This window comes from Clostridia bacterium, assembly GCA_017405765.1.
Lineage (GTDB): Bacteria > Bacillota > Clostridia > Oscillospirales > RGIG577 > RGIG577.
Map to the genome: position 1 here is coordinate 25557 of JAFQZS010000006.1, position 21380 is coordinate 46936.

A 21380-nucleotide genomic window follows, 5' to 3' on the forward strand; every position below is an offset into this window, starting at 1 on the left:
GGAAAGGAAAAAGCATATGGAACAAAACTGTTGTTACTGCGGCAGACCCATCCCGGATAATGAGTACGGCGCCGTCCGCCTGAAAGACGGTCAGATTGTCTGCAGGGACTGCGCGGACAAGACGCGCATTTTGTATCCTTTCAGGTATACATATGTGCTGAAAAAAGGTGAGATCGCGTCGGGATGGACCCGAAAGAACGAGGCGATCTACGATAACACCATACAGGGACAGCGTATCGACCCGTTAAGGGAGATGACGCTGGAGGAATTCCGCACAGCTATGGAAGAATCCCTGAAAGCGGCCGAGGCGCAGGCGGCCCGGTATGCCGACGCGAAAGCGGTGATCGAGGTGGACTATGTACGGAGATACTTCGCGAATATCGGAACCCGGGAAAAGCCAAAGTATTCCAAACGCAAGCGCTTCGGCGTTTTCGGCAAGGTGGTGCACGGAGAACTTATCACCGGTGCGGAGGTCGTCGTTTCCCATAAGGACAAAGAGTATTTTGCGAAAATTGAAGAGCTGCAGGACTGGGTCGGCACGTACGCCGCGGGAGCGCCTGTCGGAAAGGCAAGCGCGGGAAAGCCTGTTATCATGATGTTTGGCCAGGGGATGGATTTTGTATATCCCGGCGATAAGATGATTGTGCGCTGAGAAAAGAACGGGAGGTCTTAAAATGGCAGTCAGGGAAAAAGAAGTAGGCCTGGGCAGCTGTGTGATATGCGGACGCGCAGCCTTGAGAGCGCGGGAAGAAGGCGAGCTTACCATGATAGAAGGACCGAACGCGCTTCGTTTAAAGGACGGCGGCAGCCTGTGCGGTCTTTGTGTGCGCAGGCTTAGAGTCATGTACCCCGTGCAGTTTAAATTCGACGAAACGAAACGGCTTGTCGTGAAAAAAGACCCGCTTCCGGAGCTTAGCACAGAAGAGGCCGTTCGGGCCAATTCGGAAGCGGTCTCGTTTCGCGAAGACATGAGGGAACATTACGGATTTCATAACGCGGTATTTTTGGTGGACGCGATGGCGGAATCAAAGGGAGGTTTTCTTCAGCCCCCCATCGTCACCATTTTCGGACAGGTCCTTTACGGGTCGTTTTATATGCGGGACGAGGTGACGATACTAAGCGTCGGAAATGAGATAAAAGCAACACTGGAGGCGATAGACGCCTACGAACACAGGGTACCGATGGACGCCGCATCGCTGAAGGAGTGGATACGCAGGACGTGGGACCCGGGCAGAGCGGTCGCAGAGAACGGTTATCCCTGCAAACTGGTCGTTTTGGGAAAAGGGATCTCCTTAAAGCCCGGCGACCTTGTTGTAAAAGACTGAAAGCCGAAACAACGCTTGCCGGAGGAACGAAAAAATGAAACCCGATAAAAGTAAGGAATACGTCTTTCGCGTCATCTCAAATCAGGTGAGGTTCGGATACGGATACAGAACGGTCGAAGGGAAGCGGCAGTATTTTGCGTGGCACGGATACCCCAACCGTAACGACGACTTTTTCACCACAAGCGAGATAAGCGAAAGCGAGTTTGACGAAATAGCCGCAAAATACCCGAAGGAGATTTCAGCCGACAGGGAAACGGCGGAGGTATTCAGAGGCAGATACGTGGATGGACATAAGGTGATATTGGAGGGCTGAAACAGGCTTTTGTAGCTGTCATGTCGCTTTGGAGGTGGACGGATTGAATAAGAGCATTGATGAATTGCTGCGGGCGCCTTATTGGATAATAGATATACTGCCCATGCAGGTACCGAAGGACAGCCCTGGTCAGTACTTCGCCGTGGAAAAGTATTATCTGAGCCGGCCGCGGCTTTCCGAAATAAAGAAAAAGCACGTAAATACAGTGCTGAAGCTGAATTGTTTCGTCAGTCTTTCTTTGGATGAGGAATCGGACTTAAATCCGCCGCCGCAGCGCATTGACGAAGCCGTGACAGGGCGACATGTGAATATTATGCTGGGCGGCTCAATGCTTGTATCAGAGCCCGACGAAACGTATATGACTCTTTATAATCCCGACGAAGAGCTGCTTTGGCTTATCGGCGTAATATCCCTGGGAGAGGGCCTTTACGTATGGCAGCCGGAGCATTTTAACGGATAGTATAAGGATGATATGAGGAAGGTGAGATATGAATATACAGGTACTCCGGGCGATACAGACGTGGCAGCAGGCGGGGCGTATTACGTTCGTATTCAGGTAGATAATACGCTTTGCGCAGACGGGAGGCATTGTATGAAGAAAAACGGCATGATACTAAAAAAACACGGCGCGCTTGAATATATAACGGCCGAAAGCTTTGACGAAACGGGCCTCGTGCGCCACTGTTTTACGACAAGGCTAGGCGGCGTGTCCGAAGGCTGTTATTCGTCGCTCAATCTTGGCGTGAACCGAGGCGACGACAGGGAAAAGGTGTTAAAAAATTACGATATAATATGCGAAGAACTGGGCATATCTAAAGAAGATATCATATTGAGCAGGCAGACTCATTCCGACACGGTCCGGGAAGTGGGCAGGTCCGACTGCGGAAACGGCCTTCTTCGCGAAAACAGATTTGAGAACGCCGACGCCTTCGTGACAAACGAGCGCGGCGCGACGCTTACGATATTCATGGCCGACTGCGTGCCTATTCTCTTTTTGGATCCCCAAAAAAGAGCGATCGCAGCCTGTCACTCCGGATGGAGAGGTACGGTGCAGCATATCGCAAAAAAGACGCTCGAAAAAATGCGCGAACGCTTCGGATGCATAGAAAAGGATATACTATGCGCGATAGGTCCCTCGATAGGTCCGTGCTGCTTTGAAGTTGACGCGCCCGTAGTACGGGAATTTAAAGCTGCCTTTGATTTTTTGCCCTCGTCAGAGTATATAAAGGAGACGGGCGGCGGAAAGTATCATATAGACTTATGGCGCGCAAACTTCGAGCTTTTAAGGCACACGGGCATACCCGAAGAAAACATAAGCCTTTTTGGGGAATGCACCGTCTGCGGCACGGAAAAATACTTTTCTCACAGGCGCGACGGCGACGCGCGCGGCTCGCTTGCGGCAATGATCGAGCTTATTTGACAACCGTATATATTCCTTATTGAAAAATTTCAAATCAGCGGTTATAATTAAATCAAGAAGTATATTAACGCAGCATATGCGATTGAGTTTTGGAGGTGAATTATATGCAGGCGCAGATAAAAAACAACCTCGGCGAGATCACCATTTCGGACAGAGTTTTTCAGTATCTCGTGGGAATCGAAACGACGAACTGCTTCGGCGTCGTAGGTATGGCCTTTCGCAACAAGGCCGGAGATATAGTTAAGCTTATTGTGAAGGATTCCGTTGACAAGGGCGTTTTAGTAAGATTGAACCCTGAGAACAAACTGGAGATAGAGCTTCACATAATAGTGGAATATGGTGTAAATATACCGGCGATAACTAAGAGTATAATAAACAGAGTAAGATATTTTATTGAAACGACTACCGGCTTTAAGGTTGAGAATATACTGGTGGTAGTCGATTCCGTGCGTACAAATTAAGGTTTCGGGGCGTATTCGCCCCAAGCTTTTATTACGCAATACTTTTGCAGTGTGTAGGGGGAGTTATTGTTGCTTTCATTAGACGGTAATTATTTTAAAAACATGTTTGTGTGCGGCGCAAACAATCTCAACATCAACAAGACGATGATAAACCGCTTGAACGTTTTTCCGGTGCCCGACGGCGATACCGGCTCAAATATGTGGCTCACCATGTCTGTTGCCGTAAACGCCGTAAAAAACAGCGAGGAAGACAATATATCGTCGGTTTCCGAAAAGATAGCGGCGGCGCTTCTTCGCGGTGCGAGAGGCAATTCCGGCGTTATACTTTCGCTTATGTTCAGAGGTATAGCGCAGGGGCTTAAAGGCGCGAAGAATGCCGACACGGCAATGATGGCGTCAGCGCTTGGGCTCGGAGTAGAGATGGCGTACAAGGCCGTTATGAAGCCGACGGAGGGCACTATGCTCACTGTGGCAAGGCTTTCGGCGGAGCATATGAAGAAAATAGCGCCGGAATGCGACGGCATGGAGACGTTTTTCGAGCAACTTGCCGCAAAGGCCGATGAGGCGTTAAAGGCTACGCCCGATATGCTGCCGGTATTGAAGCAGGCCAACGTGGTCGATGCGGGCGGTATGGGACTTTTGGTAATATACCGAGGAATGCTTCATTATCTTATGAACGGTACGATGATAGAGCCTGCCGAGATCTCGGATTCATACGAGGAGATGAACGAGGCCGATTTTTCATTCGTCGATACCGAGGATATAAAATTCGGATACTGCACCGAGTTCTTTATCAATAAAGACGCAGACAAAGAGGAACGCCTGCCGGAATTCAAGACGTTTTTAAACGATATAGGCGACAGCATAGTTGTAGTAGCCGACGACGACATAATAAAAGTTCATGTACATACGAACAATCCCGGCCGCGTTATCGAGGAGGCGCTCACCCGCGGTACGCTCTCAAAAATCAAGATAGAGAATATGCGCGAGCAGCATACGCAGCAGCTTGAGATAAGCGCGTCGGAGAACAAGCTGCCCACCCCAAGAAAGCCTTACGGCATCGTGGCGATATGCGCGGGCGAGGGCTTAAAGGGTATATTCGAGGATATGGGCGCAGATATAGTCGTAGACGGCGGACAGACGATGAACCCCTCGACAGACGACATTTTAAAAGCCGTGAACGATACGAACAGTGAAGTTGTGTTCATATTGCCGAACAACAAGAATATAATCATGTCGGCCAAGCAGACGGCGGAGTTTACAAAGGATAAAAGGATAGAAGTCATAGAGACGAAGACCGTGCCGCAGGGCATAGGCGCAATGCTCGGCTTCGATGCGGATCAAAGCGTGGAGAACAACGTCGCCGCCATGAACGAGTCGGTATCCATGGTATCAAGCGGATCCGTCACTTATGCCGACAGAGACAGCGTTTACTTTGAAAAAGAGATAAAGAAGGGCGAGTTTCTTGCCCTTTCGGAAGGCGAGCTTGTAGATGTGAGCGCCGACAGAGTGGAAACTACGGTAAAGCTCATAACGGACATGTGCCAAAGCGGCGCGGGCCTCGTTACGATTTATTACGGCAAGGACGCTCCTAAAGATGAGTCGGAGGCCCTGCTTGCAATTTGCCGTGAACGGTTGGGAGACGATATCGAGGTCAATTTGGTATACGGCGGACAGCCCGTTTATTACTACATAATTTCTGCCGAATAGGATAGAGCTTGTCCATGCGGCGCGGGCAATACCCGCGCCGCATTTTCTATATGCAAAAGAAGAAGAGGTGAAAAGCGCTTGTATACGCTTCGCGATATGTCGGGCGTGGGCCCGAAAAGAGAAAAGCTTTTGAATAAGCTGGGTATTTTTACTCCAAAGGACCTTATATATTACTATCCGCGGGCATATGAGGACAGAAGCGTGTTTGCGCGGGTGCGCGACGCCGAAACCGGTCAAAGCGTATCTATAAGCGCGACGCTTGCGCGCGACTTTACTCATGCGCGCCTGCCGGGGCGGCGTATAATGTCTCGCTCAGAGGCGTTTGACGATACGGGGCGCATAACCATTGTTTATTTCAATCAAAAATATGCGGCAGATAAATTAAAACAGGGAGAACAGTATATCTTTTACGGCAAAGTCACAGGCACGGAGTATAAAAAGGAACTTATAAATCCGACGGCGGAGCCTATGACGTCATACGATCCCGAAACGCGGATACTGCCGCTTTATCCGCTTTGCGAGGGCCTTACAGAGAATTATATGCGAAAGCTTATACGCGAAGCGCTTGAATTGTTTTCGGATACGATAGAGGACCCCCTTTTTTATATTGCCGAAAAAGAAGGCCTTATCCCGCTTTATGACGCGATCAATTCAATACATTTCCCAAAAAACGCCGACCTTCAAAGCGCGGCGCGAAAAAGGCTTATTTTTGACGAGCTGTTTTATCTTATGGTTGGTATGGCGCTTTTAAAGAACCGCCGGCGCGAGCATAATGCAATAAAGATGATGCCCGATATAGATATGAAACCATTTTACGACGTGCTCGCATTCGAGCCGACGAACGCCCAAAAGCGGGCGATAGCGGAGTGCGAGCACGACATGGCGCGCGGTGTGCCGATGAACCGCCTCGTGCAGGGAGACGTAGGATGCGGCAAAACTACCGTGGCGGAGGCTCTTATATACAGATGCGCGCGTTCGGGCGCGCAGTCGGCGTTCATGGCGCCGACGGAGGTGCTCGCTCGCCAGCACTATGAGAATATGAGCAGGCTCTTTGAAAAGCTTTCAATAAATACCGTGCTTCTGACCGGTTCGCTTACGGCGAAAGAACGGCGCGAGGCGTATGAAAAGATAGAGAGCGGCTATGCAGACCTTGTTGTGGGAACGCATGCGCTAATTACACAGGGCGTAAGGTTTTGCCGGTTGGGACTGACTATAACGGATGAACAGCACCGATTTGGAGTAAGACAGCGCGCAAGCCTTATCGGAAAGGGCGACGGAGTGCATACGCTTGTAATGTCGGCAACTCCGATACCGCGCACACTGGGCCTTATTATGTACGGCGATCTTGATATTTCCGTGATAGACGAGCTGCCGAAGGGACGTATCAAGATCGATACGTTTCTTGTGGACTACAGCTTTAAGGAGCGCATATATAATTTTATAAAAAAGCAAGCGGCTATGGGGCATTTGGTATACATAATATGCCCTGCCGTAGAATATGATGAAGAAAGCACGATGACGTCGGTAATGCGGCTTTATGAAGAACTTAAAGACGGAGCGCTTTCCGAGCTTAGGTTGGGCGTGCTTTACGGCAGAATGAGGCCTGATGAGAAGCGGGAGATAATGGAACGCTTTTCAAGGGGAGATGTGCAGGCTTTAATAGCTACGACCGTGGTAGAGGTGGGCGTAGACGTAAAAAACGCTTCGCTTATGGTTATAGAGGACGCCGACCGTTTCGGCCTTTCACAGCTTCATCAGTTAAGAGGCAGGGTGGGACGCTCAAATATAAAATCCTACTGCATACTTATAAGCGACTCGAAAAACGAGCAGACGCTCAAACGGTTAAAAACGCTTACCGAAACAAACGACGGTTTTAGAATAGCGGAAGCTGACCTAAAGCTGCGCGGTCCGGGCGACTTTTTGGGCAATCGCCAGCACGGCCTGCCGTATTTAAGACTTGCAGAGCTTACGGATATGGATATGATAGAGCTTTCAAAGAAAAGGGCTTACGCGCTTTTAAGAGAGGACCCTGCCCTCTCAAAAGAGGAAAACTTCTTGATATTCAAAAAAATAGAAAGCATGTTTTTTGACGACGAAAAGAAAAATACTTTTAACTGACGATAAATTAAGCCTCCGTGAGAGATAATACTCACGGAGGTGATCATTTATGAAAAGCAACAGAAGAAACGCGCAGGAATTAAGGGAAGCGTTTTACAGATACCGTCAAGAGCTTTCAGATGAGCTGGGAGTGTTTTATGAACCTAAGTCAAACGATATCGACGAACAAGGGATAAAGATATTGAATCGAATGATCAAAAGAGAGAAAAAACATAGGCAAAAAGGATAATAAATACTTGAAAAGCACGGGCTTTTGACATATTATATAGATTGATGCTATTTTTATGAAACGGAGATATGTTATGAGCCATAAGCTTACGATACCGAAAGAGTACAGATCTTTGCTTTCGGTAAGAGATACGCAAAGAGCCATAAAGATAATAAGAGACACATTTGAAGACGAAATTTCTTCCGCGCTCAATCTGGAGCGCATATCGGCGCCCTTGTTCGTGCGGTCCAATTCGGGATTGAACGACGACCTAAACGGCGTGGAACGCCCGATAAAATTTGATGTGAAGCATTTGGACGTCGACCTGGAGATAGTGCATTCGCTTGCAAAATGGAAAAGAAACGCGCTGAAGACTTACGGCTTTAATGTCGGAGAGGGACTTTATACAGATATGAACGCTATAAGGCGCGATGAAGATTTTGATAATCTCCATTCGATATATGTTGACCAGTGGGACTGGGAGCTGTGCATAAGCAGAGCCGACAGAACGGAGGATTTTTTAAAGCAGGTAGTATTAAAGCTGTTCTCGGCTATTAAGAACACTGAAAAGACGGTGTATGAGGCGTTCCCCGTGCTTAAGCCCACGCTTCCCGACGATGTTTTCTTTATCACATCTGAGGAGCTTTTAAAACGTTTTCCGTCTCTTTCTCCGAAAGAGCGCGAGACAGAGATCGCGCGTGAAAAGAAATGCGTTTTTATTATGGAGATCGGGGATAAGCTTTCCAACGGATTACCGCACGACGGACGCGCGCCCGATTACGACGATTGGCGCCTAAACGGCGATCTGATATTTTATTATGAGCCTCTTTCGGCAGCGCTTGAGATATCAAGTATGGGTATCCGTGTGGACGAGGAAAGCCTGCGCGTGCAGCTTAATAAGGCGGGCTGCCCCGAAAGAGAAAAGCTGCCGTTCCACAGAGCGCTTTTAAGCGGCGAGCTGCCTCTTACGATAGGCGGAGGCATCGGACAGTCGAGAATGTGCATGATGCTCCTTAAAAAGGCGCATATAGGCGAAGTGCAGACGAGCGAATGGCCGAGCGAGCTTAGAAACGAGGCAAAGAAGAACGGGATATTTTTGCTGTAATTCTTAAAAAGCCCGAGAGCCGGCGCGTGCGCGCAGATTTTTGTGGTTGAAATGAAAACGAAACAGTGATACAATAAAAAAACAGTTTTTTTAAAGTTTTAGTATTTGGGGTTATTTTATGGCGATAAAGCTGGTGCCCGATCTCATAGTTGCAGATATCCATGATATCACGCCTTCGCTGCTTATTGACAATAACATAAGAGGAGTTATGGTGGACCTTGACAATACTTTGGCCTGCTATGACGAGCGCGAACCCGGCGACGATACGATAGAGTGGGTAAAAAGCATATGCGACAGCGGCATAAAATTGGGAATAATATCTAACAACAAACAGGAGCGGGTAGAGCAGTTCAACGCGAAGCTCGGTCTCCAGTTTAATGCTGCGCGCGCAAATAAGCCTTTCAAGCGCGGTTACATTGAGGTCGCGCGGAAGATGGGCCTCAATCATAACCGCATAGCCGTAGTGGGAGACCAGATATTCACCGACGTTTTGGGCGGCAATAACGTGGGCATGTACACTATAATGATAACCTCGAAAAGCAGGACGTGGAACAAGCTGCTTGCAATGAGAAGGATGCTTGAAATGCCCTTCATCAAGCAGTACGAAAGAAAAAGAAATAAAATGAAAAGAATGAAGCCAAAGACCGGCGTTTAAAACACGCGCGGTCTTTTTGCGGTCTAAAAAAACAAAAGTATATTTATGGCGGTGGGAGCATGAAGAAAAAATTACTCGTTTTATTTGGCGCGAACATGGACCTTATGGGAAAGTCTCAGACAAATATATACGGCGACGCGTCTCTTGAAGAGCTTATAAAGAAAATGGAGGAGTACGCACAGGAGCGCGGATTTGAGATCACTGCGTTTCATTCGAATATAGAGGGCGAGCTTGTCGATAAGATACACGCAGCAAGAGGCTGCTGCGAAGGGATAATAATAAACGCAGGCTCGTATTCCGTTTATTCATATGCGATACGCGACGCGCTGTATGCGTCTATGGTGCCTTGCATTGAGACAAACCAGACCAATATATACGCGCGCGAGGAATTCAGGGGCCGCTCGGTGCTTTCCGACGTATGCGTAGGAGAGATCACGGGCTTTGGGCAGGCGGTGTACCTTATGGCGATAGACGGCATGGCGCATCTTCTGAAAGGAGTATAAGATATGGATACGCTTAAAAGGCTTCAGGAGAAAATGAGACGCTTCGGCATGCCTGCGGCGCTCATACTTTCGGATGAGCAGCGCTTTTATCTTTCGGGCTTTAAAAGCAGCGCGGGATTTATGCTCGTTTTCCAAAACGACGCGTATCTTTTCGTGGATTCGCGCTATTATGAGGCGGCGAAGCTTTGCGCCGCGTCTCTTTCCTATGAGGTAAGACTGTTTCGCGGAAAAATCACGTCGTACATAACGGCGCTGATGAAGGACAAAAATATATCCGTGCTCTATTTTGAGGACGACCTCATATCGTTTGCCGATTTCCGAGCGCTTCATATGGCGCTTGAAAAGATAGAGCTTAAGCAGATGGGCGCTTTTATATCCGATCTTCGCATGATAAAGACTGTGCGCGAGCTTGAAAACATACGCCGAGCCCAAAAGGAAAGCGAGGATGCGCTCATGCGCGTCATGGGGCGCATTGGCGAAGGCATGACGGAGAGGGAGATCGCGCTTATGCTTGAATGGGAAATTAGGACGCGCGGCATGGACGCGTCGTTCGATTTTATCGTGGCAAGCGGCCAAAACTCCTCTAAGCCTCATGCGGTACCTACCGACAGAAGGCTTAAACGCGGAGATTTCCTTACGATAGACTTCGGAGCAAAATACAAAGGCTACTGCGCCGATATGACGCGCACTTTTTCGATAGGCAGCCCATCCGACGAGATGCGCAGCGTATACGAGACGGTAAGAGAAGCCAAAAATGCGGCAGAGCGCATAATACGCGCAGGCCTTAAAGGAAGCGAGATAGACCGCGCGGCGCGCGCGATCATAGAGGAAGCGGGATACGGCGCCGCTTTCGGCCACAGCCTCGGCCACGGAGTAGGCGTGGTCGTACATGAGCAGCCCAATTTTGCACCCATGTACGAGCGCGAGATCCCCGGGGGCGCCGTTGTATCGGTAGAGCCGGGCATATATCTTGAGGGCAGATTCGGCGTGAGGATCGAGGATCTTGTCTTCGTTGACGAGGACGCCGCCGTAAGCCTTAATTCGATGACGACCGAGCTTATAGAGCTTTAACCCTAAAAATGTGGTAAAAAAGGCTTGAAATAAGTGCAATAATAATTTAAAATATAATCGTATAAGTATGAATGATTGCCTTCATGAAATCTACCGCACCATGAAGGTGTAAAAATTTGATTCACCGCAGTGCGGCGGATATGGGAGAGAAAATATATGATATCAGCAGGCGATTTCAGAAACGGCATGACATTTGAAATGGACGGGAACGTATATCAGGTAGTGGAGTTCCAGCACGTTAAGCCGGGCAAGGGAGCGGCTTTCGTAAGAACGAAGATAAAGAACGTTATCACCGGCGGCGTTGTTGAAAAGAGCTTCAGCCCCACCGAAAAATTTGAACAGGCGTTCGTTGAAAGACGCGATGTAGAATATCTTTATACTGACGGCGAGCTTTATCATTTCATGGACTGTGAGACGTACGAGCAGGTGCCTTTAGGCCCCGACACCGTAGGCGACAACCTCAAATTCGTAAAAGAGAACGTTGTCGTAAAGCTTTTAAGCTACAAGGGCAAGGTGTTCGCTCTTGAAGCGCCCAACTTCGTTGAGCTTGAGATAACCTTTACCGAGCCCGGCGTAAAGGGCGATACGGCAACGAATGTACTGAAGCCCGCTACCGTTGAGACGGGAGCAGAGGTTAGAGTTCCTCTGTTCATAAATGAAGGCGACAGAATACAGATAGATACGAGAACGGGCGAATACATGGGCCGCGCATAATTTTAGGCGTCTTTGCATACATATATACGTGTAACTGAAAGGGATATTGACATGGAAGAAAAATTAGATAAGCTTGTGAAGCTCATATCCGAAGTTAAGGATGAAAAAGCCAAAGAAGCGCTTGCAATAGTTCTGGATATATTAGCAGACGTCACCAATGAAATAGATGATATAAACGACGACCTTGACGCCATAGACGAAGCGTTCCAGCTTTTCGACGAGGATCTGGCTCAGGTAGAAGAGGCTGTGTTCGGCGAGCATGACCATGATCACGACCACCACCATCATCACCACGACCACGGCGCCGAATGCGGCTGCGAGGAGGAGCTTGAGGTCGCATGTCCGAACTGCGGCGTTCTTATTCCGCTTGAGTCCGCCGAGATCGAGCGCATCGAATGTCCCAACTGTAAAGTAATGATAGCCGTTGAATACGACGAAGAGGACATAGAGGAATAAAGAGTAAAAAGCCTGCGGGATCTTGACCCCGCGGGCTTTTAATATATTGGGTGAGAGAAAATGCGGCTTTTTATAGCAGTCAATTTTTCGGATGAGGTCAAAGATAAGCTTTATGAAACGGCGAAGCAGCTAAAAAAGCAAAGCGCAGGCGGCAGCTTTTCAAGAAGAGAAAACTACCACTTAACGCTTTGCTTCATAGGAGAAACAGACAGAGTATCCGATGTGAAACGCATCATGGACAAGCTTTCTTTTAACGCCTTTTCTTTGAAGCTTTGCGGGCTGGGACGCTTTTCATCGGGCGAAGGCGCAATATATTGGATCGGCGTGAAAGAAAACGGCGAGCTTTCGGATATTGCAAATAAGCTTTCACGCGGGCTTTTGTCGGCGGGGTTCAATATTGATAAGCGCCGCTTTAAGCCGCATATAACTTTGGGAAGGCGCGTCGTGATGCGCCGAGAATTCGATCTTGAAGCATTCGGAAGCTCTCTTTGGCCTATTTCAATGAACATATCGAGAATAAGCCTTATGAAATCGGAGCGCATAGAAGGCAGGCTTACATATACAGAGGTTTATGGCGTGTCATCCGATCGAAAAGACGCTTTTTAAAAGAAGCATAAGGCAGTATCCCACATTGAGCTTTTCCACGCTCTCGGCGGCGATTATCGGCACGTCGGCTATAACCTCGCCGTCCAGCGTATAGATAAGATTTCCTACCTTTTGCCCTTGGCTTATGGGCGCTTTTACGCTGTCCGGAAGTAAGGCGCGCCCTGTTATGCGCGGGGCGTCTTCTTTTAATACCAAAAATCCGGGTTCTTTTTCTAAAGAAAGCGTTAAAAGATCTGATTTTCCGTTCAAAACGGTCATGGGTTCGGGGTTCTCCTCCTTTTCTGCGGCTGTGAATTTCGTATATCGTTCAAAGCCGTAATCGAGGAGCCGCGCCGCATCCTTGAATCTGTCGTCGCCTGTGGGCGACGTCATTACAACGGCGATAAGGCTTACGCCGTCTCGCTCGGCAGTAGCGCTCATGGAAAAGAGAGACTTGCTCGTGGAACCTGTTTTAAGTCCGGTTATCCCTTCATATGATCTTAAAAGCTTGTTGGTGCTGGTCAATGTAAAAGCGCCGTCTCTTATGGAATCAAGCCGTATTTTAGTATAGTCGAATATCATTTTATGAGAGATAAGCTCTCTTGACATAACGGCGATATCGCGCGCCGACGTGTAATGGTCGTCATCGTCAAGCCCGTGTGCGTTTACAAAGTGGGTATTGTTCATGCCGAGTTCGTGCGCGCGCTCGTTCATGCGCCTTACAAAAGCGTCGTTTGAACCCGACACGAATTCTCCCATGGCATAGGCCGCATCATTGGCCGAGGCTATAACAATGGATTTTATCATATCGCGCACGCTTAAAGTTTCTCCCTCTTTTAAGTATATCTGAGAGCCGCCGAGCGAGGATGCTTCCGCTGAGGCGGAGACCGTATCATCGAGAGAAAACTCGCCGCGTTCGAGCGCTTCAACTATTAAAAGCAGCGTCATTATTTTTGTGACGCTGGCGGGGCCGTGACGTTCGTCTGCGTTGTGCTCGTAAAGCACATTGCCCGTTTCGGCGTCGATAAGTATTGCGCTTTGGGCAAGAAGCCCTCTGTCGTCAGAGGCAGGGGATGTTTTTTCTTCATTTGATCCGCTTGCGGCGGCCGGTACTGACGGCACGGCGCAGAACATGACAAAAATGAGGCATAAGAATGCTGCGATCAGTCGAGAATATTTCTTTTTCAAGGGAAATTACCTCCGATAAGGCTGTTTTGTATCATTTTTACGCGAAAACCGTTGCCAATATTCGTAATTGGTGTACAATTTAAGTGCATATATGAGTTTTTATTAAAATAGTATAGCAGTTTCCCAAACGAAAAAACACCCTTTTTACCTTTTGATAGAAAACGAAGGAGGAAAATATGACAACGCGGCGGCCTTTGTTTCTTTTTGCGCTATCATTGGCTCTGTCTGTGGCGGTCCTGCAATTTGCGCCCGCTTATATTTCGCTTGCTGTGTGCGCAGTATGTGCCGCCGTTTCTGTTGTTATAATACTGTTCTTTAAAAGAAATATTATAAGCCGTCCATATTTTATCGTTTTGTTTGCAGTATTCTTTGCCGGAGGGCTTTTATTTGTCTGGACGCACTGCTATATTGAGCCGGTATATTATTTTGCAGACAAACCGTCGCACATTGTGGGTTATATAAGCGACCTTGAATCAAAAACAAACCACGGATACAAATATACTTTAAGATGCGAGAGTATAGAAAGCAAAGGAGTATCGTATGCGCGGCCGTTTGATATCGCGCTTTATACCGACGCTCCCATTTCGGCAAGGCCCTATGAGCGCATAGAGATAACCGCCGTAACTTCGCTTCCCGAAGAGGCAGACAAAGACGGTGATTTTGACAGCCGAGCCTTTCTTCGCTCAAAAGGCATATATCTTGAAGCAACACTTAAATCCGACCTGCTTATGAAAAGGACCGACGAGGTATGCGGCAATTTGTTCATGCGCACGGCGCTGGGCCTTAAAAGATATGTTTCTGACGCGATGCTCCTTGGCAAAGTTATGTCAAATGACAGTGCGGCGCTTGTAAGCGCAGTGACGATGAATTACAAGGGGAGACTTACGCCACACCAAAAGGAAGTATTTGCATCCGTCGGCCTTTCGCATATGCTTGCCGCTTCGGGCATGCACTTATCAATACTCGTATTCTCGGTTTTGCTTCTCTTTCGCATGATGGGGCTTAGGCGCAGATATGCGCTGTGCGCCGCGCTTTTTGTCGTTGTCGGATTTGCGGCTTTAGCCGGCTTTTCCGTATCTGTGGTGCGTTCAGGCGCGATGTTTTTCGTTATGGCAGGCGCCTCTATTTTTGGCAAAAGCTACGATCCGTATACGGCGCTTGGATGCGCCGCTGTATGTATCCTTTTTCAAAACCCCTTTGCCATAGGCGATGCGGGCTTTATTTTAAGCGCCGTATCGACGTTGGGCATACTGCTGTTTTCGCAAAAACTGATGCGTGTTCTTACAATAAAAAGAAAAGGCGTGATTTTTAAGGTTTTTAATTATTTTATAGGAATAATCTGTGTAACTCTTGCGGCGACGTCGCTTGCGGCGCCCTTTTCTATGTTTATTTTCGGAGGTTTGTCGCTTATTTCGCCGATTTCAAATCTGCTTGTTGCGCCTCTTTTGCCAGTTATATTTATTTTGTGTGCGCTTTCGGCGATTTTCGCCGCGACGCCTGCGACGCAGTTTTTTCAAATACTGCTTGAAGGGATATGCAGATATATTATATATGCGGCTGAGTCGCTTTCAAAGCTGCCTTATTCGTATCTCGTTACAAAAGGCGATATATATTATGTGTGGATTGCATTTGCGGCGGCTGTAGTTATGATATGCATCGCGTCGAAAGAAAAGATAAGAACAGGGCAGGCAGTATGCATAATACTTGCGTCGCTTTTATTTACAGGCCTGTTTTCCGGTCCCAGCGTGCCTTCGGCCTTGTTGGATACGGGCTTCAGACTTTCGGTGCTTGATGTAGGTCAGGGACAATGTGTGCTTTTACAAAGTGAGGGGAAGACGTTTGTTATTGACTGCGGCACGTCGTCTTACGGCTGCGACGCGGGACAAACGGCAACGGAGTATCTGAAAAGAAACGGCATAAATCATATAGACGCGCTTATTCTAAGCCATTATCACGACGACCATGCAAACGGCGCCAAAAAGCTTGCAGCCGGTATAAAAACAGATATGATAATAATGCCGGCATGGGACGACGATGACGGCATGATGGAAAGCCTGACAGAAACGGCCGAAGAACTCGGTATCAGCGTTTGCAAAGTGGAGCATGATTCCGAGACGGCGGCAGGGGATCTTGTTATGCGAATTTATGCCGACCATATGTATAACGCAGCCGGGGAGACCAAAAAAGATTATAATGCTAATGAGAAGAATCTGGCAGTATATGTGGAATATGATAAGTCCAGCGCTCTTATAGAAGGCGATATGCCGGGCGAAGACGAGGGATATATCGCCGAGAAGAACGATTTGGATACGGATGTGCTTATTGTCGCGCATCACGGCTCAAAGTATTCGTCATACGCTGATTTTCTTAACATGTCAACTCCGAATATAGCCGTGATCTCGGTGGGAAGCGACAATTCCTACTCTCATCCCTCCGACGAAACGCTTGATAGATTTAAGAGACTCGGCGCGCATGTTTGGCGCACCGATAACGACGGTACCGTTGTGATAGACACGGTGGGCGACGGCATGTTTACGGTGTACAGCGCAAAAAAGTAAAGTCCCGAAGCTCTTTTTCGTTAAAGCTTCGGGACTTCTTGCGGTCGTATGCCTTTTTGTTTTTCGATACCCTCGTTACCGGGCTTATGTTCTGCCAAGTGCCGCGTTTTTTCAAGTCTAGCGCGCGCTTTTCTTTTTTCGACAGCTTTTCGTAGGGAACAAATTTTTTCATTAAATATCACTCCTTTATATGTGAAGCATATCACGCATTTTTCATTATGTCCATATTATCCGGCAAGATGTAATAATACTGAAATATCAAATTAAATGAGTTATATTATCAGTAAGCACATAAAACTATAGATTTTTGCATAATCTGTGCTTCGCTATTGCATTTGAAATATGTGTTTGATATAATGTCTCTAAATTCAATAATAATTTGAAAGGGGAAATTTATCATGAACAAGAAACTTCGCATACTGGCGCTCGTTCTTTCGGCGGCAATGATCCTTGCGTTTATGGCAGGCTGCTCGAATAATAAGAGCGACAGCGATGCACAGGGCGACAATGCAGAGAAGGTCTACATTATCGCCACCGACACCACGTTTGCACCGTTTGAATTTACGGACGCTGACGGCAATTTCGTAGGCATAGACGTTGATATTTTAGCGGCTGTTGCAGAGGATCAGGGCTTTAAATATGAGCTTCAGTCCCTCGGATTCGACGCATCTCTGACGGCAGTTCAGTCTGGTACGGCTGACGGTATGATCGCCGGCATGAGCATCAACGAAACGAGAAAAGAGACTTACGACTTCTCCGACCCGTACTATGACAGCGGCGTTGTGCTTGCAGTTTCCGCAGCATCGCCCATCGACTCCTACGAGGGTATAAGAGGCGCTAAGATCGCCGTTAAGACCGGCACCGAGGGCGCGGCTTACGCTGAGTCCATCATGGAAGAGTATTCGCTCGAGCTTTCGTACTATGACGACTCCGCATATATGTACGAAGCTGTAAAGACCGGCGACGCTGTCGGCTGCTTCGAAGACTATCCGGTAATGGGCTACGCAGTATCCCAGGGCAACGGTCTTAAGCTCGTCGGCGACATGGTAAGAGGTTCTTCCTACGGCTTCGCAGTATTAAAGGGCCAGAATGCAGAGCTTTTAGCTATGTTCGACGCAGGTCTTGACAACATCATGGCAAACGGCACCTACAAGGAGATCCTTGCAAAGTACGGCGCTGACAACACCGACGCAGAGGGCAGCCTTCTCGAACAGGCGGCAGGCGCAGTAAGCGACGCAGCAGACGCAGCAGCAGACGCAGCAGTTGACGCAGCGGCAGACGCAGCAAGCGATGCAGCAGACACGGCAGCAGGCGCAGTAAGCGATGCGGCAGATGCAGCAGCAGGCGCAGCAAGCGACGCGGCAGATGCAGCGGCAGGCGCAGTAAGCGACGCAGCAGGCGCAGTAAGCGATGCAGCAGATGCAGCGGCAGACGCAGTACAGGGCGCAGCAGACGAATTAAAGGACTAATCTTCTTTAAAAACCTTAATCAAAATCGTTTTATAAGTCACGTAATGCGAGGCGCGTCCTCGCATTACGTGAACGAATTTAATCAGACTGAAAGCGTGGGAAATACGTATGGATTTTTACGGCGTACTTACGAATATTTACCCCATGCTGCTCGACGGCCTTGTAATGACGCTGGAGACGTCGCTCCTTGCGATACTCATCGCTTTTTTCTTAGGTCTTCTGTCGTGCATCATGGGCATGTCGCGAATCGTTCCGCTGTCGCTCATATCGAAGTTTTACGTATGGGTAATAAGAGGAACGCCTTTTATCGTTCAGCTTTTCATTATTAAATACGGTATACCCCAAGTCGTTCAGCTTTGGGACCCGAGCTTTAATTTTTCTATTTTTCAGGCGGCGGTGGCCACGCTTTCGCTTAACGCGGGCGCATATATGTCAGAGATATTCAGAGGAAGCATACAGGCGATAGACCCCGGACAGATGGAAGCGGCGCGAAGCCTGGGACTGCCTAAAACGCGCGCCATGATAAAGGTAATACTTCCTCAGGCGCTTAAAATAAGCATACCTATGCTGTGCAATCAGTTTATTATTTCTTTAAAGGATTCTTCGCTTGCTCAGGTAATAGGTCTTCCCGAGCTCTTTTATCAGGGCAAGATATATGTTGGACGCACGTTCAGAAGCTTTGAAACGTACATAATAGTCGGATGTGTTTATCTTTTGATAATAACGATACTTTCTTATATCATAAAGCGAATTGAGAGGAATCTTGATTATGGCAAAAAAGGTTAGAGTAAAAAATCTGTGCAAATCCTTCGGCAATACGGAGGTTTTAAAGGGCATGGATCTGGAAGTCTCCGAGGGCGAGGTCGTTTGTCTTATAGGCCCTTCGGGTTCGGGCAAATCAACTTTTCTGAGATGCTTAAATCAGCTTGAAATGCCCACTTCCGGTGAAATTGAAATCGACGGTTATCTTATAACCGATAAACATACGAATATAAATAAGGTACGCGAGAATATCGGCATGGTGTTTCAGCAGTTCAATCTTTTTCATCATCTAACGGCGAAGAAGAACATCATGATGGCGCCTATCGACAGAAAGAAGCTTTCAAAGAAGGAAGCGGAAGAAAAGGCGCTTGAGCTTTTAAAAAGGGTTGGTCTTTCCGATAAGGCCGATTCGTATCCGAGACAGCTCTCCGGCGGTCAGCAGCAGCGCGTGGCAATAGCAAGGGCGCTTGCGATGAACCCCGATATCATGCTCTTTGACGAGCCTACGAGCGCGCTGGACCCCGAAATGGTCGGCGGCGTTCTTCAGGTAATGAAGGAGCTTGCGGCGGCGGGCATGACGATGATCGTTGTGACTCACGAGATGGGCTTTGCGCGCGACGTGGCCGACAGGATAGTGTTTATGTCCGACGGCTACATAGTGGAGGAAGGACCTCCGTCCGAGATATTCACAAATCCAAAGGAACCGAGAACACGGGATTTTTTGAACCACGTACTGTAAGTAAAAATCGTCAGCGCAATTTTTCGCTGACGATTTTCTATTTATATATTCGCACGGCGCATCTTAGGCGTCCCTTTTTCGTTTCACGCTCCACCGATTCGTAAATGAAGCGCCCCTGACCTCTTACCGAGATTATCTCGCCTGTTTTCGGTTCATACGACGTGTTGAGTATAAGACGGCTGTTTGCAAATACCTTTTCGGCGGCGAACAGCTTTTGACTTTGCGTGCGGGACATTTTATATACTGCGGCGATTATTGCGTCAAGACGCTCTGAGGAAACGACGATAAGGCTTTTTTCGGGCTGCTTACATGCCTCATCGGGGAGACTTTGGGCGTCTGATACGAAAACGCCTGTGCGCCTTACGGACGCAAGCGTTTCTTTTATATAAGCGACTATAGACGAAATACAGAAAAGAAAGGCACAGTTTTCATATATGACGATATCGCCCAAAAACTCACGCTTTATGCCAAGGCCCATAAGAGAGCCGAGAAAGTCGCGGTGAGTAAGCTTTTCGGCAAATTTCGGCGCGGAGGGCGCGATTTTAACGAGGCTTATCGGTGCAGACGCTTCGCTGTCTTCACCAAAGCAGGCGACTTTCCTTTCGGCCGCCGGATATCCGCCCCAAAGCGTAAATGAAGAAGCCGCCTTTGTTTTTATGAGCGCGCTCTGCTCAGTAAGAGTCAAAAATCCGGAATATGTCGGTATATTACGGTTATATGCTCTAAGCGAAAGCTCTGTTAAGCGTTTTATAAGCAGCTTTTCGTCGTCCGTCATATCATTTTCCTCATAGCTTGTTTTCTTTTAATATTAGCATATTCTTTTTAAGCGCACAAGAAAAGCTCGCCTTTTATTCTAAGAAAGCAGTTCATATCGTTTGACGCCCGAACATTTATATGAATATATTTTTCTTAATTGTTATGGTACAAATGATATGTGACAAAAGAGAATGGAAATTCAACTCGAACATGGTATGATGAAGTTACCACACAAATCAGCCATGAAAGAGATGAATTTCCATGACCAGTTTAGCATCTAGCGCGCATTTCCGTCAACAGGTAATCAAGTATTCAGAGAAGAACGGAGTAACAAAAGCCGCAAACCGATACCATGTTAGCCGCAACAGCATCTATCGCTGGTTGAAACGATACGACGGGAGCTGGCAGAGCTTACAGGATCGGTCGCACCGTCCGCACCATCATCCATCCGAGCATACGCAGGAAGAATATGAACTCATCCGACGGTAATGGCAGCGAAACAAAGACGACCTAATGATCTTGTGGATGAAGATCCGTGAGCGAGGATACAGGCGGAGCTACAAGAGCATGTGTCGAGCATTGAAGCGAATGCAGCTCAAGAGCGAGGAAAAGGCTCGCCATGCGTATAAGCCGAAGCCTTACGCGAAGGCAGAATATCCAGGTCAAAAAGTACAGATCGACGTCAAATTCGTGCCGAGCTATTGCGTGGCCGGAGACAAAAAATACTACCAATACACGGCGATAGACGAGTATTCGAGGCTGGTATATCGAGAGATGTACGATGAACACAGTACGTACAGTTCCCGGGACTTCATACGGAAAGCGATTTCGTTTTTCCCATTCAGAATTGAAATGGTGCAGACAGACAACGGAACGGAGTGGACGAAAGCTCTGATAAGCGACGACCCGACGCCGACGTTGTTTGAACAAGAGCTCCGGAGCGCCAAGATCGCTTATACCCGCATCAGAGTTGCTACACCTCGACATAACGGCAAGGTTGAACGCCAGCATCGGACAGACGAGAAGCGATTCTATAAGAAGCTGCGGATGTACAACCTTGAGGATGGACGCAAGCAGCTTAAGAAGTACAACCGATTCTCGAACACAATCCCCAAAGTCTGCTTGGACTACAAGTCGCCGAACGAGGTGCTTGCTGCGTTCACAGAGGGCCAGACCGAGCCGCGCCGAATTTGAGAAAGCCTCGTCGCCTACGGCTCCTCGTCTTTCTCAAATTCGCACATATAACCTTCGTCATATTTTTTCG

The 21380-nt window shown here is 48.1% G+C and carries 23 protein-coding genes and 1 pseudogene; 21 read left to right on the forward strand and 3 right to left on the reverse strand.

From position 1 onward, the window contains the following. Positions 1–16: 16 nt before the first annotated feature. The 16 genes from IJG50_01600 (at position 17) to thpR (ending at position 12665) form a co-directional block, all read left to right on the forward strand. On the forward strand, positions 17–652 hold the full coding sequence (locus IJG50_01600) for a hypothetical protein (GenBank protein ID MBQ3378541.1): 636 nt from the start codon (positions 17–19) through the stop codon (positions 650–652). A gap of 22 nt (positions 653–674) precedes the next feature. Then, complete coding sequence (locus IJG50_01605) at positions 675–1325, forward strand: hypothetical protein (GenBank protein MBQ3378542.1); 651 nt, start codon at positions 675–677, stop codon at positions 1323–1325. A 34-nt stretch (positions 1326–1359) separates the two neighbouring features. After that, positions 1360–1638 carry a hypothetical protein gene (locus IJG50_01610; protein ID MBQ3378543.1) on the forward strand — a complete coding sequence of 93 codons (279 nt, stop codon included), beginning with the start codon at positions 1360–1362 and terminating at the stop codon, positions 1636–1638. A gap of 43 nt (positions 1639–1681) precedes the next feature. Then, positions 1682–2098 (forward strand): hypothetical protein, encoded by a 417-nt coding sequence (locus IJG50_01615; protein ID MBQ3378544.1) that lies wholly within the window; start codon positions 1682–1684, stop codon positions 2096–2098. 12 nt (positions 2099–2110) lie between these two features. Further along, positions 2111–3058 (forward strand): peptidoglycan editing factor PgeF, encoded by a 948-nt coding sequence (gene pgeF / locus IJG50_01620; GenBank protein MBQ3378545.1) that lies wholly within the window; start codon positions 2111–2113, stop codon positions 3056–3058. Positions 3059–3162: 104 nt separating this feature from the next. Next, positions 3163–3519: an Asp23/Gls24 family envelope stress response protein gene (locus tag IJG50_01625; GenBank protein ID MBQ3378546.1), complete on the forward strand. Its 357-nt coding sequence runs from the start codon at positions 3163–3165 to the stop codon at positions 3517–3519. A gap of 69 nt (positions 3520–3588) precedes the next feature. After that, positions 3589–5229, forward strand: a complete 1641-nt coding sequence (locus IJG50_01630; GenBank protein MBQ3378547.1) for a DAK2 domain-containing protein — start codon at positions 3589–3591, stop codon at positions 5227–5229. Positions 5230–5307: 78 nt separating this feature from the next. Then, positions 5308–7347, forward strand: coding sequence for an ATP-dependent DNA helicase RecG (gene recG / locus IJG50_01635; GenBank protein MBQ3378548.1), 2040 nt, complete (start codon positions 5308–5310; stop codon positions 7345–7347). A gap of 49 nt (positions 7348–7396) precedes the next feature. Beyond that, positions 7397–7576 carry a hypothetical protein gene (locus IJG50_01640; GenBank protein ID MBQ3378549.1) on the forward strand — a complete coding sequence of 60 codons (180 nt, stop codon included), beginning with the start codon at positions 7397–7399 and terminating at the stop codon, positions 7574–7576. A gap of 73 nt (positions 7577–7649) precedes the next feature. Further along, complete coding sequence (locus IJG50_01645; protein MBQ3378550.1) at positions 7650–8660, forward strand: aspartate--ammonia ligase; 1011 nt, start codon at positions 7650–7652, stop codon at positions 8658–8660. A 118-nt stretch (positions 8661–8778) separates the two neighbouring features. Continuing rightward, a complete protein-coding gene (locus IJG50_01650; protein ID MBQ3378551.1) occupies positions 8779–9315 on the forward strand; it encodes a YqeG family HAD IIIA-type phosphatase in 537 nt (178 codons plus the stop codon). 59 nt (positions 9316–9374) lie between these two features. Next, positions 9375–9818, forward strand: a complete 444-nt coding sequence (locus IJG50_01655; GenBank protein MBQ3378552.1) for a 3-dehydroquinate dehydratase — start codon at positions 9375–9377, stop codon at positions 9816–9818. Between the two features lie 3 nt (positions 9819–9821). Next, positions 9822–10889 carry an aminopeptidase P family protein gene (locus IJG50_01660; protein MBQ3378553.1) on the forward strand — a complete coding sequence of 356 codons (1068 nt, stop codon included), beginning with the start codon at positions 9822–9824 and terminating at the stop codon, positions 10887–10889. Between the two features lie 156 nt (positions 10890–11045). Next, positions 11046–11603 carry an elongation factor P gene (efp, locus tag IJG50_01665; protein MBQ3378554.1) on the forward strand — a complete coding sequence of 186 codons (558 nt, stop codon included), beginning with the start codon at positions 11046–11048 and terminating at the stop codon, positions 11601–11603. Positions 11604–11654: 51 nt separating this feature from the next. Continuing rightward, positions 11655–12059, forward strand: a complete 405-nt coding sequence (locus IJG50_01670; protein MBQ3378555.1) for a hypothetical protein — start codon at positions 11655–11657, stop codon at positions 12057–12059. Positions 12060–12119: 60 nt separating this feature from the next. Further along, positions 12120–12665 (forward strand): RNA 2',3'-cyclic phosphodiesterase, encoded by a 546-nt coding sequence (gene thpR / locus IJG50_01675; protein MBQ3378556.1) that lies wholly within the window; start codon positions 12120–12122, stop codon positions 12663–12665. On the opposite strand, the gene IJG50_01680 is transcribed toward thpR, so the two are convergent. Then, on the reverse strand, positions 12639–13832 hold the full coding sequence (locus IJG50_01680; GenBank protein ID MBQ3378557.1) for a D-alanyl-D-alanine carboxypeptidase: 1194 nt from the start codon (positions 13830–13832) through the stop codon (positions 12639–12641). The genes thpR and IJG50_01680 overlap by 27 nt on opposite strands. Before the next feature lie 176 nt (positions 13833–14008). On the opposite strand from IJG50_01680, the gene IJG50_01685 reads away from it, so the two are divergent. Further along, positions 14009–16390 carry a DNA internalization-related competence protein ComEC/Rec2 gene (locus IJG50_01685; GenBank protein MBQ3378558.1) on the forward strand — a complete coding sequence of 794 codons (2382 nt, stop codon included), beginning with the start codon at positions 14009–14011 and terminating at the stop codon, positions 16388–16390. Here the strand turns inward: IJG50_01685 and IJG50_01690 are convergent. Continuing rightward, a complete protein-coding gene (locus IJG50_01690; protein ID MBQ3378559.1) occupies positions 16365–16562 on the reverse strand; it encodes a hypothetical protein in 198 nt (65 codons plus the stop codon). The two genes, IJG50_01685 and IJG50_01690, sit on opposite strands and share 26 nt — an antisense overlap. A gap of 226 nt (positions 16563–16788) precedes the next feature. Between IJG50_01690 and IJG50_01695 the strand changes: the two genes are divergently transcribed. The 3 genes from IJG50_01695 (at position 16789) to IJG50_01705 (ending at position 19360) form a co-directional block, all read left to right on the forward strand. Next, a complete protein-coding gene (locus tag IJG50_01695; protein ID MBQ3378560.1) occupies positions 16789–17859 on the forward strand; it encodes a transporter substrate-binding domain-containing protein in 1071 nt (356 codons plus the stop codon). Between the two features lie 108 nt (positions 17860–17967). Continuing rightward, on the forward strand, positions 17968–18645 hold the full coding sequence (locus IJG50_01700) for an amino acid ABC transporter permease (protein MBQ3378561.1): 678 nt from the start codon (positions 17968–17970) through the stop codon (positions 18643–18645). Further along, positions 18629–19360 carry an amino acid ABC transporter ATP-binding protein gene (locus tag IJG50_01705; protein MBQ3378562.1) on the forward strand — a complete coding sequence of 244 codons (732 nt, stop codon included), beginning with the start codon at positions 18629–18631 and terminating at the stop codon, positions 19358–19360. The genes IJG50_01700 and IJG50_01705 overlap by 17 nt, the downstream gene beginning before the upstream one ends. A 37-nt stretch (positions 19361–19397) precedes the next feature. Here the strand turns inward: IJG50_01705 and IJG50_01710 are convergent, their stop codons facing one another. Continuing rightward, positions 19398–20135: an RNA-binding protein gene (locus IJG50_01710; protein ID MBQ3378563.1), complete on the reverse strand. Its 738-nt coding sequence runs from the start codon at positions 20133–20135 to the stop codon at positions 19398–19400. A gap of 242 nt (positions 20136–20377) precedes the next feature. On the opposite strand from IJG50_01710, the pseudogene IJG50_01715 reads away from it, so the two are divergent. Further along, a pseudogene (locus IJG50_01715) lies at positions 20378–21310 on the forward strand (DDE-type integrase/transposase/recombinase). The last annotated feature ends 70 nt before the right edge of the window (positions 21311–21380 follow it).